Genomic DNA, 14,870 nt, shown 5'->3' with positions numbered 1-14,870 from the left:
ATTCTCCTTGGGATAACTATGCGAAATCCGGTTCAATAAAACCAGCTATAGCGAGCGCCGATCTGGGTCACCGGCGTGCCGAGACGCGAGACGCGCTGATGCGAGAAAAAGAGCGCCGCGTGATCGCCGCCGAACACCGTGCCCGCGAGGCCCAGACTGAGCGACGGACCCCAACCCTGGAACGAATCATGCAGCACGCCGACGTCGAGGAACGGCCGCCATGCACGCGTGTACTGGTCGATCAGATCGTTGCCGAAGCCGAAGAAAACGCCGTATTGCGAGTAGGTCTGCGGGATGAACGTCGACGCGCTGACCGGGCCGGCGCTCACGGGAATCAGCCGCGAGATCAGGCCGTCGGCCTCGCCGCTCGCGCCGTAGTCGCCATGCGCGCCGATCAGCCGCAGCGTGTAGTCCGGATAGTTCGTGCGGATGCGATAGCCGATTTCACCGCTCGACAGCACACCGCTGCCAAGATAGCTGCGCGCCTGGCTGTAGAAGCGATCGGCCTCGACGGTGCCCGTGGCATACAGACTCTGCGTCGCGCGGTACGTAATCGTGCCGACCACGTTGTCCTTCATGCCACCCACCTGCAACGCCTGCGACTCGCGCGCGGTCTGGTTGCGGCCCGCTTTCAAGGCGATCGACAACGGCGAATTCCTGCCCCACTCCGCAGCCACCGACACGCTGTAGAAACTGTCGAGCGCTTCGCGGCGTCCCACGGTGACCATGAACGCGGTGTCGTACGTTTGACGCCGCGCGAAAAATTCCACCGAACGATCCACCGACGGCACGTTGGTGAGTTGCCCCTGATCCGTGGAGTGCTGGAAGCGCTGGATACCGTTCACGCCGACCATATACAGATCGGCGATCTTGATGCTGCCCGCCAGCGTCTGTTCGATGTAATCGAGCGGATGCTCGACGTAGCTGGTCACGGTCGCATCGAGCGATTGCGGCCACGTCAGAGCGGTCTGCTCGAGGCGGCTATGCAGTTCCGAATCGTAAGGCGCGCCTTCCAGCCCCTGAAACGCGAGGTCTTCGGCCGCGCCCGGACGATCCACCGCGATCGACGCATCGATACGGTTATAGAGCGGCAAGCGCGCGCCCTGCTGGTCGAGCAGCCGCTCCATCGCGGGCTTGTCGTTGTCGGCGAGCGCGAACGCGATCAACTGCTCCGAAGGTTGCACGAGAACATTGGCGTACTGACGAGCCAGCCAGCGCTTCGCCAACGGATTCGCTTCATGCGACATCGCCCAGGCGAGCGCCACGTCGCGCGCCACCGACGAACTCAACTGCGCCTGATCCGGCAACGCCGCGGCAGCGTGCGCCTTCACGGGCTGCGCGGGCGGCAGGCCGGCCGCGTCGCCGAGCAGCGTGCGGCGCGCTTCGGTGTTGTCGTTGCGGCCGGCGTCGCTGGCGAGCAGATCGATCAGGAAAGCCTTCGACACGTCCGCGTTTTCGAAGATCGACGCGAGCGTCACGCGGCGGCCCAGCATCTGCTCACGCACTTCGCTGCCCTGCGAGGCGCGCGTGCGCAGCACGATCTGTCCTTGTGCGCTGTTGGCGCGAACGGCGGCCTCTTCCTGCTGCATCTGACGCCAGACGTTGCGGCGGATCGACCACGCGAGATCGCTGCGCCCCGCCATTTCCTGCGCTTCGGCGTAGGTCAGTTGCCAGAGCGGATCGCGCGACATGGCCGCCGATTGCAGCCGCAGATACTTGAGCGCGGCTTCAGGCCGGTTCAGGCGCATCAGCGCGGCGGCCAGCGGCCCCCACAAAGCCGGCGCCTGCGCGGGCGCATCGCGCCATTCGGCCACCGCCTCGCGCAGTTGCGCTTCGCTGCCGTAGTCCACCAGCGTCCAGAGCAGCGCGGCGCGCAAGTCGAGCGTCGCGCCCGGCAGCGCCACCGCGTGCTGCAAGTCGTGCAGCGCGTCGAGCGGACGGTCGGTCTGGCGATAGTATTCGGCGCGCACGCGCAGAAACGCGGGGTCGCCTTCAGCGGTGGCCAGTTGCTCGGGCGTCAGGCTTTTCAGCAACGCGTCGACGCGATCGTATTGCTCGGCATCGGTGTAATAGTGAATCGCACTCTGCAGCGCGCGCTGCGACTGGTCGCGGCGGAACTGCAACTCGGACGTGCGGGCCGCGTCGACCGGATATGCGTCGTAGAAGTACGTCATTGCGGCGAGATCTTCGGGCGCCGCCTTGCCGCTGGCAAGCAGATGCCTGTAGGCGTCGTTCGCAATGTCGTCACGCTGCAAAAGACGCGCGAGTTGCGCGGCATTGCGCCAGAACAGCACATCGTCGTCCTTGGCGCCCTTGCGCGCGGCGAGCAGCGTGTCGAGCGCGCCCTTGTAGTCGCCGTGACGATATAGCAGGCTCGCCGTGCGCAGCGCGTATTGCGTGTTCGACGGATACAGCTGATTCAGCTTGCGGTAGTAGGCCAGCGCTTCGTCGTCGTGACCGGAGCGCTCGGCGAGCTGACCCAGACGCGTATCGATCGCTTCAGCCGGCGAATTGCGTTGGCGGCTGCGCAGGAAAGCCAGCGCGTCGTCCGGGCGGCCGAGACGCTCGTAGGCCGCAACCACCGAGTCGACCAGCTTGAGGTCGCCGGGCGCCGCGTTCGATGCCTGGATCAACGCCGCCAGATAGGCATTGTCGTCGTTGAGCATGGGCGCGAGGCGCATGACGTTTTTCCAGCCTTCCGGATCGTGCGTGGCCTGCGCGTACGCGAGCCACATCTGCAAGGCGAGCGGCGACGCATGGTTCCATTCGGAGACCTGAGCGAGGCGTTTGGTCCAGACCGGCGAGCCCGGATTCTTGCCGACCTGCTCGGTCGCCACGCGCTGTGCGTTCGGCAGATCGTTCGATTCGAGGAACGACTGATAGAGGAGACTCGGCACGTCGTTCGACGTGGCTGTAGGGTTTGATGCGGCTGCGGGCGCTGCTGCATTCGCTGCTGCATTCGCTGCGGCGCTCGATGCCGCTGCCGGCGCCGTATTCGCTGCCGGATTCGACGCCGTTGCGGCAGGCGCCGATGCCGCGGTGGACGCCGCGACACGCACGAGATGCACATCGCCCCAACCCTGCGTGCGGGTGCGCATCGCGAGCGCCGCTCCGGCCTGCGGGCCGTCCATATAGGCGTACTGCCCCTGCGAACCGTCTTCACGCGCACGCTGGCGGATGAAGTCGACGAGACGCAGCGCGCCGTCTTCATCAGGCCGTGCCTGCGCATAGCCGGCCAGCGCCTTCGCATAACGGTCGACGAGATCCGGGCGATGCGCCGCGCGCGCCAGGTTCAGCAGCACGACGAGCGTCTCGTGATCGTGGGCAAACGCGGCGCCGTGGTCGTTGGCGGCAGCGAGCGCTTCGTCGAGCAGATTGCCCGATTGCAAGGCCCGAATACCTGCGATGAAGCACTGACGCTGCGCATCGAACGTCGCCGAGGCCGCTTGCAGGCGGAACCAGGCGTTCGCCGCGCCACGATAGTCGCCGCCGTACATGGCGAAGCGCACCACTTCGCGGTTCCAGCGGGTTTGTTGCGCCGGATCCTGCGCGGCAAGGCGCGCATAGAGTTGCCCGGCGAGTTGTTGCGCGTTCACCGAAGCGGCTGCTTCAGCCAGCATCTGCAGATCGGCATTCGCCCCGGACAGGGCCGCCGCATTGGCGAGCTGCGTGCGCAACCGCGCGAGCGCGGCATCGCGGCCCGGGTCGTTGGCGGGCAGCGCGAACGTCTCGCGCGTCTCGACGGTCAGACGCAGCAACTGCGCCGCGCGGCGCATCTGTTCGCCGGGAATCGCCTCCATGCGGGCAGCCATACGGAGCGCGTCCTGGTTGCGCCCCAGACGCACATACTGCGTGCCGAGCACCGAGAGGATTTCCGTGTTGTCGGGCTGCACACGCAACCATGCTTCGAGATAGGCGATGCTGAGATCGCTCGGCGCGTCGGTGGACGTCATCCGGCTGCGCAGGCCGCCGCGCGGATGCACGAGATAGAGTGTGATCAACACCACGCCCGCGAGCAGCAGAACCAGCCACATAGGCGCGATGCGAGGGCGATTATCGGCCACAGGCGACCTCGACTGACTTGTAGTTCAGTTTCGGTCCGACCTCGGCCGGCGTGTCGAAACGCAGGAAATCGCCGTCACGACGCGTGACTACTGCCTGATTGTTCACGCTGACCTTGCACTGCTGAGCGTTGGCCAGCTTGACGAACGGCTGGTAGTGACCGGCGAATTCGAAACGCACGCCCTGCGGCGTGCGCCGGAAGTTGCGCACGAAACCGTTGGCTTCGCCGATATACGGCGCCGCTTCCCTTGTTACGGGGCTGCCGATCGCAAACCGGGCGCTGCCGCCGTCGATATGGATATAGGTGCCGTCAGGACCGTTTGCAAAACCGGTCACGCCCGAGGCGTTATCGAGCGACGGTCTCGCCGCCTGCGGCCAGTGCAACTCACGCACTTCGCCATTGCCGCGCACGATCCAGTCGTTCGCCTGCGGACCCACCTCTTTCGCCACCGCGAACGTGTGCCAGTCGAGCACCTTGCGGATGTACTCGCTCACGTAGACCGGCATCACCGGCTGCTTGAGCACCGTCGAAAAGATCTGGTCGAGCGCGCGCAACGAGGCCACCTTGGTGCCGCTGTACATGTGATAGTAAATGTCGATCGGCTTGAAACGCAGCGGCCGGTCGGTCATTGCGAAGGTCTCGAGCACACGGGTAAAGCCATAGAACGGGCCTTGCCAGTCGTTCGTATAGACGTTCTCGTCCTGATTCGGTGCGTACACCTGATAAGCGCCAGGCCCCTTGTCCACGCCGATCGGCGCGATATTGGTCCAGCTATTGGCCGACTTCGTGATGACCGTGTCGCCGCCGTTGAAGTTGTAGACGCCCGCCTCGTACACCTTGCGCACGACGAAACCCGGCGGCCGGCAGTCGCCCGACCATTGCAGGATCACGGTCTTCTTGCCGGCCGGCGCGAGACGCGTGTTGATGTAGTCGATCGAACCGGTGATCTCACGGTCGATATTGAAGTGATAACCCGGAATATTCAGCGAGAACGCCGCGTCGCCGCCTCCGCGATCCACTTGTGCGCCGGTCTTGCTGTCCACCTGCTCCCACTGGAACGGATGCGAATAGGTGTGCGTGCCGATCTCGACGTGCGGCAGCGCGAACATCTTGCGTGCGATCTCTTCGAGACGCGGCGAGATATCCGGATGCAGGCCCTTCGGACCCACCTCGCCTTCGATCACCGAGAGCGTCATCGGCACCGGGTAGCGGGTGAAGATCTGCTGGTACAGCGCCTCGCCGGAATAGTCGGGACCGGGGAATTCGGCGCGCGACGCGAAACCGTCGCCATCCACGTGCGACATCAACAGGCGCCGGCCGTTCTCCGTGGTGACGCTCGGCGACGGCATGTCCTGCAAATGCAGCGCCGCTTTCATGAAGGTCATTGGCTGAATCGCCCAGCGCTCCTGCTCGATGCTGTCGAGCGAGGCCACGGTGTAGGGACTGAGCGCATAGCCGCCCCACGGCGTGAGCGCGACCTGATCGAGCAGCACGCCATTGGCCGACACGCGCAGCAACGGCTGGCTGCGCGAACCCACACGCACGCCTTGCAGATCGCGCGGTTCGGGCTTCGGGCTGATTTCGAAGCCGACCATCGGATCGCTTTTGACTACCGTGACCGGTGCGGCCAGCGTGCCGCCCACGGCTTGCAGATCGAGCGCCGCGCCGGCCGAACCGGCCGCGTCGAAGCCGAACTGACCGAGAAACGCGACAGGAATGTGATCGGCCATGCGCGCGGTGACCCAACGCTGCCATGCCTCGGGATCGGGCACCGCGCCGCGCTGGATCCACGCGACGACGCCCGCGTAGCGATCCGGCGTGATGGCGTCCGGCAGACGCGACGAGAAATCGGCATACTCGACGTCGTAGCCCATATAGTTGAGCGGCATGGCCAGATCGCGTACACCGGCGCTCAGGTCGAGCGGATCCTGGGTGTCGCGGTCCTGCACAATCAAAATCTTGCGCGGCAGCACTTCTATCTTGCCGATGCCGACCACGTCGCGCGCCTTGCTCGTCACATAGGGCAGCATGCCGGCCGACACGACGCGCGCGGCCGTCTCGCGGGCGCACTGCCGGTCGGTGCGCCCGCAATACTCCACGGACACAACGGGCACGCCGCTTTGCTGCGTGAACGCGCGCGCCTCGTCAATGCGTTGTGCGCGCAACGATTCAGGGACGTCGAGAAGCTGGCCGCTGTCATCCACACCGCGAACCAGCGACTCGCCCACCACCGCGTAGAGCGACTTCGCATACGGCAGCGCATTGCGCATGACGTCGGCGCCGCCCGCCACGAGGCGTGCGTCCGGATGCGCGTCATGAATGCGGCCGGCGGCGGCGACGGCGGCGGGCGTATCGAGCAGAAAGCCCCGATAGCCACGCTGCCACAGCGGTTCGATCTGGCTGGAGAGGAATGCGTCGGCCGAACCAGCGGACTCGGCGTAAGTGCGCGCGATCCACGTGGTATGAGCCAGCGGATGAGCCGCCGGATCGAAACCGGTGGCCGGGTCGACCACGACGGCGTCGAAGGCCTGCAATTCGCCGACAGGCGGATTGGCCGCGTAAAAGAAAGCGAGGTTCGGCTGAGAGGAAGCAGAATGGGCGGCCGCGGCAGCGGACTGCGGCGGCGCAAGCTCGGCATGCGTCACGAGCGGTACGATACCGGCCGTGCCGAGCATTACCGCAATCAAGGTACGCGTGAGAAATCGTTCGTTCGCCCTTTCGACAACCCCGCAAGAGTCCCCGCCGGCGCGTGCCCGGGTCCGCTTCTTCATCGCCAAAATCTTTTCCCCGTTCTGTCTGAACGCGAGCGGCGTTATCCCGTATGAAGAGATGTCCCGCTAGCTGATTTTTGAGCCGGCCCATTTTGCATTATTTACACGGCGCAAATTCGACGTTGCGCCGGATGCGAAACCGACTTAATGAGATGGTCAGCCTGACCGAAACGGCCCGATCGGCGTACGCTGATCGGGCCGTTTCCTTTTCCGGGAGGCCATCATGGCAAACGCGACGTTGGTGGGTATCGATCTGGGCAAACACTGCTTCTTCCTTCATGCGCAAGACGCTCATGGGCACGAGGTTTGGCGCAAGAAGGCAACACGGACCCAGTTGTATACGTTGATGGCAAACTGCGCGGCCTGCACCGTTGCCATGGAAGCCTGTGCTGGCGCACACTGGCTGGCTCGCAAATTCCAGGGCTTTGGCCATCAGGTGAGATTGATTGCCCCCCAGTTCGTCAAACCATTCGTCAAGGGCAACAAGACTGACTTCGCCGACGCCGAGGCAATCTGCGAAGCCGCTTCGCGTCCATCAATGCGCTTTGTCGCCATCAAGACGCCTGAGCAGCAGACGCTGCTGGCCTTGCACCGGATGCGCGAAGCGCTGGTGCGTGAGCGTACGGCGACGGGTAATCAGATTCATGCCTTTTTGCTGGAGTTCGGCGTGAGCCTGCCGATCGGATCTGTCGCCATCACGCGCCTGCCCATACTACTCGACGATCCGGCTCATGCGCTGCCGCCGCCGATGGTGGCCCTGCTGCTGCGTCTGTATCATCGCTTCGGCCAACTCAGCAACGAAATCGTCGAACTCGAAACCGAACTCAAACGTCAGCTGGCCGGGAACGAAGCCGGCCAGCGACTGCTTACCATTCCGGGTATCGGCCCGATGACCGCGAGCAGCCTGCTTGCGATGGCCGGTGACGTGCATGGATTCAGGCGAGGCCGCGATTTCGCCGCCTCGCTGGGTCTGGTGCCACGACAGCATTCGACCGGAGGGCGCGCGACGCTACTGGGCATTTCCAAGCGCGGCGATAAACATCTGCGCAGCTTGCTGGTGCAGGGCGCGCGTGCCGTCCTGCGCTGCGTCCAGAGGCGCACCGATGCGCTCGGCGCATGGGTGCAGGACCTGCTGCGACGCCGTCACACCAATGTCGTTGCCTGCGCGCTGGCCAACAAAATGGCCAGAATCGTGTGGGCAATTCTGGCCAGGGGGGGCGAATATCAAGCGCATCCGCGCCCCGCCTGATCAGCTCAACCTGCCTGCTTTTGCGACCACCAATCTGTGATGAAGATAAATGGCACACGGCCCGACTGAAAACCTGACAAACAATCCAGTCTCGCAGACTGACGACTTTTTAAAGGACAGTCGGGCGCGGCTCCTCATCGAGGGCCGGGCGCTATTAATCCGCGCCCATTTCGAGCCCGGATACATTTGCGCAAGCCCTTTTATCTCAGGTCACACATTCAGGTTGCAAAACTTGGGCTGACCATACATTTTGTTTGTTTCCTGCTAAGGCCGTGGAAGATAGCACATCAGATGGGGCGGTCTCAAGCTGAGTTATGCCATTGCGCGATTCCGGACAGTTAAATAGTGAAAAACGCATCCGCTTGAATTCAAAGGCAAACGATTGCGCGCCCGAGCGCAAGCGATACTCACCGATCCCTGGCTGGAAAATCGAGTCGTCAAGCGGTTCGAAAATGTGTTGGAAAATCGCCGCATCCAGTTCGAGTCAAACTCCGCTGAGCGCCAATCTTCTGATCAATAATCATCGGATAAAAATGCACTATCGTGCGTTTTTCTAAAAAAGTTTGATTGGGTTTAAATCGGGCGGACAAGACCGCGAGTGTGGCAACAGATACCGGAATGAAAAATAAAAATCATTCCGGGAAGGCCCGTAAGCGCACCCGCCTCAAAACGCGACAAAAAAATTAAACTGGCTCCCTAAAGAAAATGCGAGAGGATGCCGTTAGCGCAGTTTGGGCAAACCCGGAGCGATCCGGCGACGCAAAACTATAGGGACTCCCTTGCGGGAGTTTGCCAGTTGCCCGCCGTATCCACGGCGGGCCAATCGACAGCGGTTTCGAAGAACCGCGTCAGGAGGCTACATGCGGAAAAATCGGGGAATGGGTGCGGTTTCGGCTGCTGCTTCGGAATCGGTGCGCGGAACCCGCGTTGCGGGCCGCACCGGCAGGTATCTGGGGCGAGCGGGACTCATTGCGGGCCTGCTGCTGGGATGCATCGACGGCACGGCCTTCGCGGGCAGCACGGCAACCAGCCTCGTCGTACCCTCCTACTTCAATGCCACCGGCAGCGTCGCGAACTGGAACAGTCTCACGACCACGGCGCGCAAGGTGCCGACTACCGCCATCCTGAATCCGAACAGCGGCCCCGGCGTGAAGGAAGATCCGAACTATGCCGCGGCTGCCACCAGGCTTCGCGCCGCAGGCGGCAAGGTATTGGGCTACGTGTCCACGTCGTACGGCAAGCGCTCGCTGTCCGCGGTCGTGACCGATATCAACACGTATGTCGCGCTGTATAAGGTGGACGGCTTCTTCATCGACGAGATGACGTCCGACAGCCAGATGTCGCACATCCAGTTCTACCAGTCGATCTACAACTACATCAAAGGACTGAACGCCGCCTACTCGGTGACGGCCAATCCGGGCACCAACATTCCCGAACTCTACGCAAGCCTGCCGACGGCCGACCAGTTCGTCGTATTCGAAAGCACGGCGAAGAGCTACGCGAAATACCAGCCGATGAGCTGGCAAGCCGGCTATCCGAAGAACCGCTTCGTGCACATGGTGTACGGCGCGACCGCTGCGCAGTTGCCAGGCGTCGTGCAATACGCAAAAGCGCATGGCGCGGGCGGCGTGTATGTCACGTCGCTTGCCGGCGGCAATCCGTATAAGGCGCTGCCGCCCTACTGGAACGACGAAGTGGCGGACGCCGCCGCACCTTGACGGGCACAGCCGTCGACACCCATCTTGCCCGGCCGGCGCCACTTGGACCGCCGGCCGCTGGGCACACCTATTGCTGTATTGCGCTAGCCGGCAAATAACCCGTCAAAGCACGCAGTGCCCACAACGAGTCGCCGTTTCCAGCTTCAATCCAGCAATCCATCGGTGGGAGGCCCCATGCTTCGATACGCTGCAATCTTTTTCATCATCGCCATCATCGCCGCGGTATTCGGCTTTGGCGGCATTGCCGCCGGCGCCACGGAAATCGCCAAGGTGCTGTTCTTCATCTTCGTGGTGATCTTCCTCGTCACCTTGCTGATGGGCGTGATGCGACGCTGATTAGCGCTTCGACCGTTCAGTTGGACATACAGGCCCGGCACGAAATCGGCATGCGGTTGCAATACTTGCCACACGGTATTGCAATTGTTGCTGTTGGTGCCGGTTTTTTTGCTCTGCAATAGCGCCAGAACTGCTTTGATTCTGAACTTTAATTGGTTCGCATGCGTGAACGCTTTCGCTACATTGGACGTTCAGATCACACGCAACCATAAGGACAATCAATGGCACTGGTTCGGGGCTTTGCATTCTTCGCTCGGGCACGCACGTCGCCCGCGCGCCGCGCGCGCGTTCTGCGCGACTTCATGTCGGCGGCAGCGGCCGCGCTCGCGCTGTGCGTCGCCGGCGTCGGCACCACGCAGGCCGCGCCGCTCGCCGAACTGAAGCTCGACTACGCGTATTACTCGCCGGAAAGCCTCGTTATCAAACGCAACGGCTGGCTGGAACAGGAGTTCGCCGCCGACCACACCCCCGTCAAGTGGGTGCTCAGCCTCGGCAGCAACCGTGCGCTCGAGTATCTGAACAGCGGCGCGATCGATATCGGCTCGACAGCGGGGCTCGCCGCCGTGCTCGGCAAGGCGAACGGTAATCCGATCCGCGCCGTCTATATCTTTTCGCGCCCCGAGTGGACCGCGCTCGTCGTGCGCAAGGACTCACCCATCAAGAGTCTCGCCGATCTGAAAGGCAAGAAGATCGCCGCGACCAAGGGCACCGACCCGTTCCTCTTCACGTTGCGCGCGCTGCATACGGTGGGACTGTCGCGCGACGACGTCGAACTCGTAAACCTCCAGCATCCGGACGGCCGCACCGCCTTGGCGAACGGACAGGTCGACGCATGGGCCGGTCTCGATCCGCACATGGCCGCCGCGCAGGTCGACGACGGCGCGCGCCTGCTGTACCGCAACGTCGACTTCAACACGTGGGGCTTCCTGAACGCGCGCGACGACTTCATTCGCGAACATCCGGATGCGCTGGCCCGCGTGCTGAAGGTCTATGAAAAAGCGCGCGCGTGGATCGCCGCGCATCCCGACGATACGGCGAAGATCGTCGCTGAAGAATCGAAGGTGTCGCTCGCGGTCGCGAAGCTGCAACTCAGTCGTAACGATTTCAGCCACCCGCAGCCCGGCGCGCAGCAGATCGCCGCGCTCAAAACCGCTGCGCCGATTCTCGTCGACGAGCAACTGGTGAAAAGCGGCACCGATCTCAATCAGGTCATCGACGCGCTGATCGATTCGAAAATCGCTCAACCCGTCATCGCGTCCGCAAACTCCAACGCGAAATAATGCGCTCAATACGAATTTCGCAAGCAGTCAGTGCCTGCACGGGCGGCCGGAATCATGGCCGCGACTGAAGAGACGCTCGCGCCGGCAAGGCGCGCTTCGCAACGGCTCGCCGCGAGCAATCCCGCGCAGAATCAGCGCATACGCGACCCGTTGCGTCCGTGGCGTTATGCAGGGCTTGCGCTGCCGGTTCTGTTTCTCGCCGTGATCGAAGTCCTGGTCCGAGCGTCCGTGTTGCCCGCGCATCTCGTGCCCGCGCCGAGCGCCATCGCGCAAACATTATGGGATCTCGGCGGTCTACGTCTCGCACGGCATGTCGGCGCGAGCGTCGCGCGGGTCTGCGCAGGCTTTGCGCTGGGCTCCGCGCTCGCGTTGCTGATCGGCGCCGCGATGGGACTCAGCCGCCGCGCCGATGCACTGCTCGACCCCGCGTTTCAGGCGCTGCGCGCGATTCCTTCGCTCGCATGGGTGCCGATCCTTCTGCTCTGGATGGGTATCGACGAAGCCCCCAAAATCACGCTGATCGCGATCGGTGCATTCTTTCCGGTGCAGCTCGGCGTCGTGGCCGGCATACACGGCGTCGACCGCAAGCTGATCGAGTTCGGCGAGGTCAACCGGCTGACGCAACGCGCGCTGTTCACGCGCATCCTCCTGCCCGCTTCGATGCCGCAGATCTTCACGGGTTTGCGCACCGGCCTGAGTCTCGCGTGGATGTTCATGGTCGCCGCGGAGCTGATCGCCGCGACACGTGGACTCGGCTATCTGCTGAGCGACGGACGCGAGACCGGCCGGCCGGATGTGGTGTTCGGCGCGATCCTGCTGCTGGCGCTGCTCGGCAAACTGAGCGACGGCGCATTCAAGGCAATCGAGACGCGCGTGCTGTCCTGGCGCGACGCACGCGTTGGGACGGGAGACGGACAATGACCCAGCCACCCATGCTCGAAGTGCGCGGGCTCACCCGGCGCTTTGGGCAACGCACGGTGTTCGAACAGGTATCGTTCGAACTCGCGCGCGGCGAAATTCTGAGTCTGGTCGGTCCCAGCGGATGCGGAAAAAGCACGCTGCTGCGGGCGATTGCGGGTCTCGACCGGGACGTCGCTGGCTCAGTGGTGCTGGAGAATCAACCGCAGCGCGGACCGTCCGGGAGGATCGGCGTGATCTTCCAGGAGCCCCGGCTGCTGCCGTGGCTAAGCGTAGCCGACAATATCGCGTTCGCCGCCGGCCCGCGACGGGGACACGATCCGCGTGTGGATGCGCTGCTCGCCGAAGTCGGTCTGCCGGGTATCCGCGATACGCTGCCGAAACGGCTGTCCGGCGGCATGGCGCAACGCGTTGCGCTGGCGCGCGGCCTGTTCGCGGAGCCCGACCTGCTGTTGCTCGACGAGCCGTTCAGCGCCGTCGACGCCATCACGCGCTCACGGCTGCAACAGGTATTGCTCTCGTTGACGCGCGCCCACGGAACAGCCGCGCTGCTCGTCACGCATGATCTCGATGAAGCGCTTTACCTGTCCGATCGCGTTCTGTTGCTGTCACCGCCCGGTGACGACCGTCCGAGCCGCATCGCGCGCGAGATCCGCGTTACTGCGCCACGGCCTCGTAACCTGCGCGATCCCGCGCTGGACCCGCTGCGCGATGTCTTGCTGGAGGGGATTGCCTACGGCAGACTTGAGGATGACGAATGAATCCGCGTCAATCGGCAGGCCGTCACCCTGTTCACGCCGCGCACGCGATCGGCGCCCGCGCGCTCAATCGGTGCGACCAGTTGGCGAGCGTACGCGTCGCCACCGGCGGCTTGCTCAGGATCGCGCTGTCGTAACGCTTGCCGTCGAAGCGCACGAAATCGACGATACGAAACCCCTGGCCGCGATAAAACGCAATCAGATGCGCAGCCGGTTGCGGCGTATCGAGCGCGAGCTCGGCATAACCTCGCGTCGCGGCCCAATGGTCGGCGAATGCGAGCAGCAGCGTACCGATGCCGCGCGCCTGCCACACCGGTTCGACCGCGAACTGCCGCAAGCTGGCGATATCGTCGCGACGGTATAGCTCGCAAGCCGATTCACGATCCTGCGCATAGAGCGTCATCGTGCCGACGATGCGTCCGTCGCACGCCGCCACATAGCAATCGCCCCGCGTGGCGCGCAGCCGTGTCGTCTCGACGGTCTGATCGACGCATGTGCAGTTGAGGCCCATCGCGCCGAGCGGTGTGAAGGCGCGATGCAACAATGCCGTCAACGCAACGTACGAATCGCGAGCCGGGTCGAAGCGGCGCAATTCGACGCGGCCCACGCCGTGACACACGTAGTCGATACGAACGGATTGTTGTGTCGTTGCACGTCGCTTCACGTTGAGCACCTCGCGGTATCAGGATGCCCGAAGTGTAGATTTCGCGTGGGTACGTCTCAAGAAAAAATGTCGTAAAAACTCACGTAGAAGGAGCGGCCCGCGCATCATCCCAACGCGGACGAAACCGGCATTAGCGAAGGTTCGCCTTCGCGCAGGCCGAGATGCAATTCCTCGCAGAGGAACGTTTGCAAGGTTTGCACGGCCGCTGCCTGAGCGCCCGACACTTCGCGCGTGAAAAGCCCGAAGTCCGCGGTGGGCGCGTCGGGCAAACCATCGGCTTGACCCAGCACGCGCATCGATTCCGAGCGGATGTTGCCGTCGAGCAGCACCGACACGCCAAGCCCGGCTTCAACCGCGGATTGCACGGCCGGCAGACTGGTGCTGGTGCACACGATGCGCCACGCAATCCCCGCGCGCCGCAACGCCGTCAGAACCTGCTGCTGCCACAGACACGCACCGCCGAATGCCACCACCGGCAAGAGCGCCTCCGCTTCGCGGCTGAAGCCGCGCGCGCCGACCCAGAAGAGCGGCTGCCGCCAGGTCAGCAGCGGCGCCGCGTCGACCAGCGCGGGATCGCCGACCACGACATCGAGGCTGCCGTCCGCGAGCCGGTTCGACAGCGCGACACTGCTGTCGACCACGATTTCCAGCGCCACTTGCGGATAAGCGATCGAAAAACGCCGCAACGCGCGCGGCAAACGACCGACCGCAATGTCCTCCAGCATACCGAGCCGCACGATGCCGGACACCTGCCCGGCGCTCAACGCGCGACGCGCATCGGCGCCCGCGCCGAGAATGGTGTGCGCATAGGGCAGCAGCAGATGCCCGGCTTCGGTGAGTTGCACACCGCGCGGTGAGCGGTCGAGCAAACGCTGCCCGAGTTCTTCCTCGAGCCGGCGCAATTGCATGCTCACCGCGGCCTGAGTGCGTGCGAGCCGCGTTGCCGCGACGCCCACCGCACCCGTCTCCGCCACGGTGACGAAGGCCCGCAGCAAGCTGCTGTCGAGATCTCGGCTCATAAGGGTTTTTGAAGTCGGCATAAGAAATATCAACTTATCTTAATACCGCCTGCACCGATAAGATAGCGTCAACGAATTCCAATCGGGCATCAGG

Annotated in this window: 10 protein-coding genes and 1 riboswitch; of the genes, 6 read left to right on the top strand and 4 right to left on the bottom strand. The window is 63.8% G+C overall.

The genetic code is table 11. The features are described from left to right. Nucleotides 1-32 precede the first annotated feature (32 nt). Nucleotides 33-4,034 (bottom strand): tetratricopeptide repeat protein, encoded by a 4,002-nt coding sequence (locus NE850_RS16470; RefSeq protein ID WP_310698929.1) that lies wholly within the window; start codon nt 4,032-4,034, stop codon nt 33-35. Between the two features lie 19 nt (nt 4,035-4,053). Further along, nucleotides 4,054-6,738, bottom strand: coding sequence for a sugar ABC transporter (locus NE850_RS16465; RefSeq protein WP_310698928.1), 2,685 nt, complete (start codon nt 6,736-6,738; stop codon nt 4,054-4,056). A 319-nt stretch (nt 6,739-7,057) separates the two neighbouring features. Between NE850_RS16465 and NE850_RS16460 the strand changes: the two genes are divergently transcribed. From NE850_RS16460 to NE850_RS16435, 6 genes are all read left to right on the top strand, one after another. Beyond that, the gene (locus NE850_RS16460; protein WP_310698927.1) at nt 7,058-8,083 is read left to right on the top strand and encodes an IS110 family transposase; all 1,026 of its coding nucleotides are present in this window, start codon (nt 7,058-7,060) and stop codon (nt 8,081-8,083) included. Nucleotides 8,084-8,807: 724 nt separating this feature from the next. Next, a riboswitch (cyclic di-GMP riboswitch) is annotated at nt 8,808-8,887 on the top strand. A 56-nt stretch (nt 8,888-8,943) separates the two neighbouring features. Further along, nucleotides 8,944-9,801, top strand: coding sequence for a spherulation-specific family 4 protein (locus NE850_RS16455; protein ID WP_007182450.1), 858 nt, complete (start codon nt 8,944-8,946; stop codon nt 9,799-9,801). Between the two features lie 174 nt (nt 9,802-9,975). Further along, nucleotides 9,976-10,137 carry a DUF1328 domain-containing protein gene (locus NE850_RS16450; protein ID WP_007182451.1) on the top strand — a complete coding sequence of 54 codons (162 nt, stop codon included), beginning with the start codon at nt 9,976-9,978 and terminating at the stop codon, nt 10,135-10,137. A gap of 221 nt (nt 10,138-10,358) precedes the next feature. Beyond that, nucleotides 10,359-11,417, top strand: a complete 1,059-nt coding sequence (locus tag NE850_RS16445) for an aliphatic sulfonate ABC transporter substrate-binding protein (RefSeq protein WP_165185516.1) — start codon at nt 10,359-10,361, stop codon at nt 11,415-11,417. Nucleotides 11,418-11,471: 54 nt separating this feature from the next. After that, entirely contained in the window at nt 11,472-12,338 is an 867-nt protein-coding gene (locus NE850_RS16440; protein ID WP_165185513.1) for an ABC transporter permease, read from the top strand. Further along, the gene (locus NE850_RS16435) at nt 12,335-13,096 is read left to right on the top strand and encodes an ABC transporter ATP-binding protein (protein WP_007182454.1); all 762 of its coding nucleotides are present in this window, start codon (nt 12,335-12,337) and stop codon (nt 13,094-13,096) included. Before NE850_RS16440 ends, NE850_RS16435 begins: the two co-directional genes overlap by 4 nt. A 31-nt stretch (nt 13,097-13,127) precedes the next feature. On the opposite strand, the gene NE850_RS16430 is transcribed toward NE850_RS16435, so the two are convergent. Further along, nucleotides 13,128-13,757 (bottom strand): GNAT family N-acetyltransferase, encoded by a 630-nt coding sequence (locus NE850_RS16430; RefSeq protein WP_007182455.1) that lies wholly within the window; start codon nt 13,755-13,757, stop codon nt 13,128-13,130. 104 nt (nt 13,758-13,861) lie between these two features. Next, the gene (locus tag NE850_RS16425; RefSeq protein ID WP_007182456.1) at nt 13,862-14,776 is read right to left on the bottom strand and encodes a LysR substrate-binding domain-containing protein; all 915 of its coding nucleotides are present in this window, start codon (nt 14,774-14,776) and stop codon (nt 13,862-13,864) included. Nucleotides 14,777-14,870 lie beyond the last annotated feature (94 nt).

It is taken from the genome of Paraburkholderia sp. USG1 (genome assembly GCF_031570135.1).
Classification (GTDB): domain Bacteria; phylum Pseudomonadota; class Gammaproteobacteria; order Burkholderiales; family Burkholderiaceae; genus Paraburkholderia; species Paraburkholderia dioscoreae.
The sequence above is the reverse complement of the archived record's forward strand: the minus strand, read 5'-3'. Positions and strand labels throughout refer to the sequence as shown.

Coding starts and splice junctions, on each gene's coding strand:
- NE850_RS16450 (WP_007182451.1), top strand. CDS start 9,976: ATGCTTCGATACGCTGCAATCTTTTTCATCATCGCCATCATCGCCGCG.
- NE850_RS16470 (WP_310698929.1), bottom strand. CDS start 4,034: ATGTGGCTGGTTCTGCTGCTCGCGGGCGTGGTGTTGATCACACTCTAT.
- NE850_RS16460 (WP_310698927.1), top strand. CDS start 7,058: ATGGCAAACGCGACGTTGGTGGGTATCGATCTGGGCAAACACTGCTTC.
- NE850_RS16440 (WP_165185513.1), top strand. CDS start 11,472: ATGGCCGCGACTGAAGAGACGCTCGCGCCGGCAAGGCGCGCTTCGCAA.
- NE850_RS16465 (WP_310698928.1), bottom strand. CDS start 6,738: ATGCTCGGCACGGCCGGTATCGTACCGCTCGTGACGCATGCCGAGCTT.
- NE850_RS16425 (WP_007182456.1), bottom strand. CDS start 14,776: ATGAGCCGAGATCTCGACAGCAGCTTGCTGCGGGCCTTCGTCACCGTG.
- NE850_RS16455 (WP_007182450.1), top strand. CDS start 8,944: ATGCGGAAAAATCGGGGAATGGGTGCGGTTTCGGCTGCTGCTTCGGAA.
- NE850_RS16445 (WP_165185516.1), top strand. CDS start 10,359: ATGGCACTGGTTCGGGGCTTTGCATTCTTCGCTCGGGCACGCACGTCG.
- NE850_RS16435 (WP_007182454.1), top strand. CDS start 12,335: ATGACCCAGCCACCCATGCTCGAAGTGCGCGGGCTCACCCGGCGCTTT.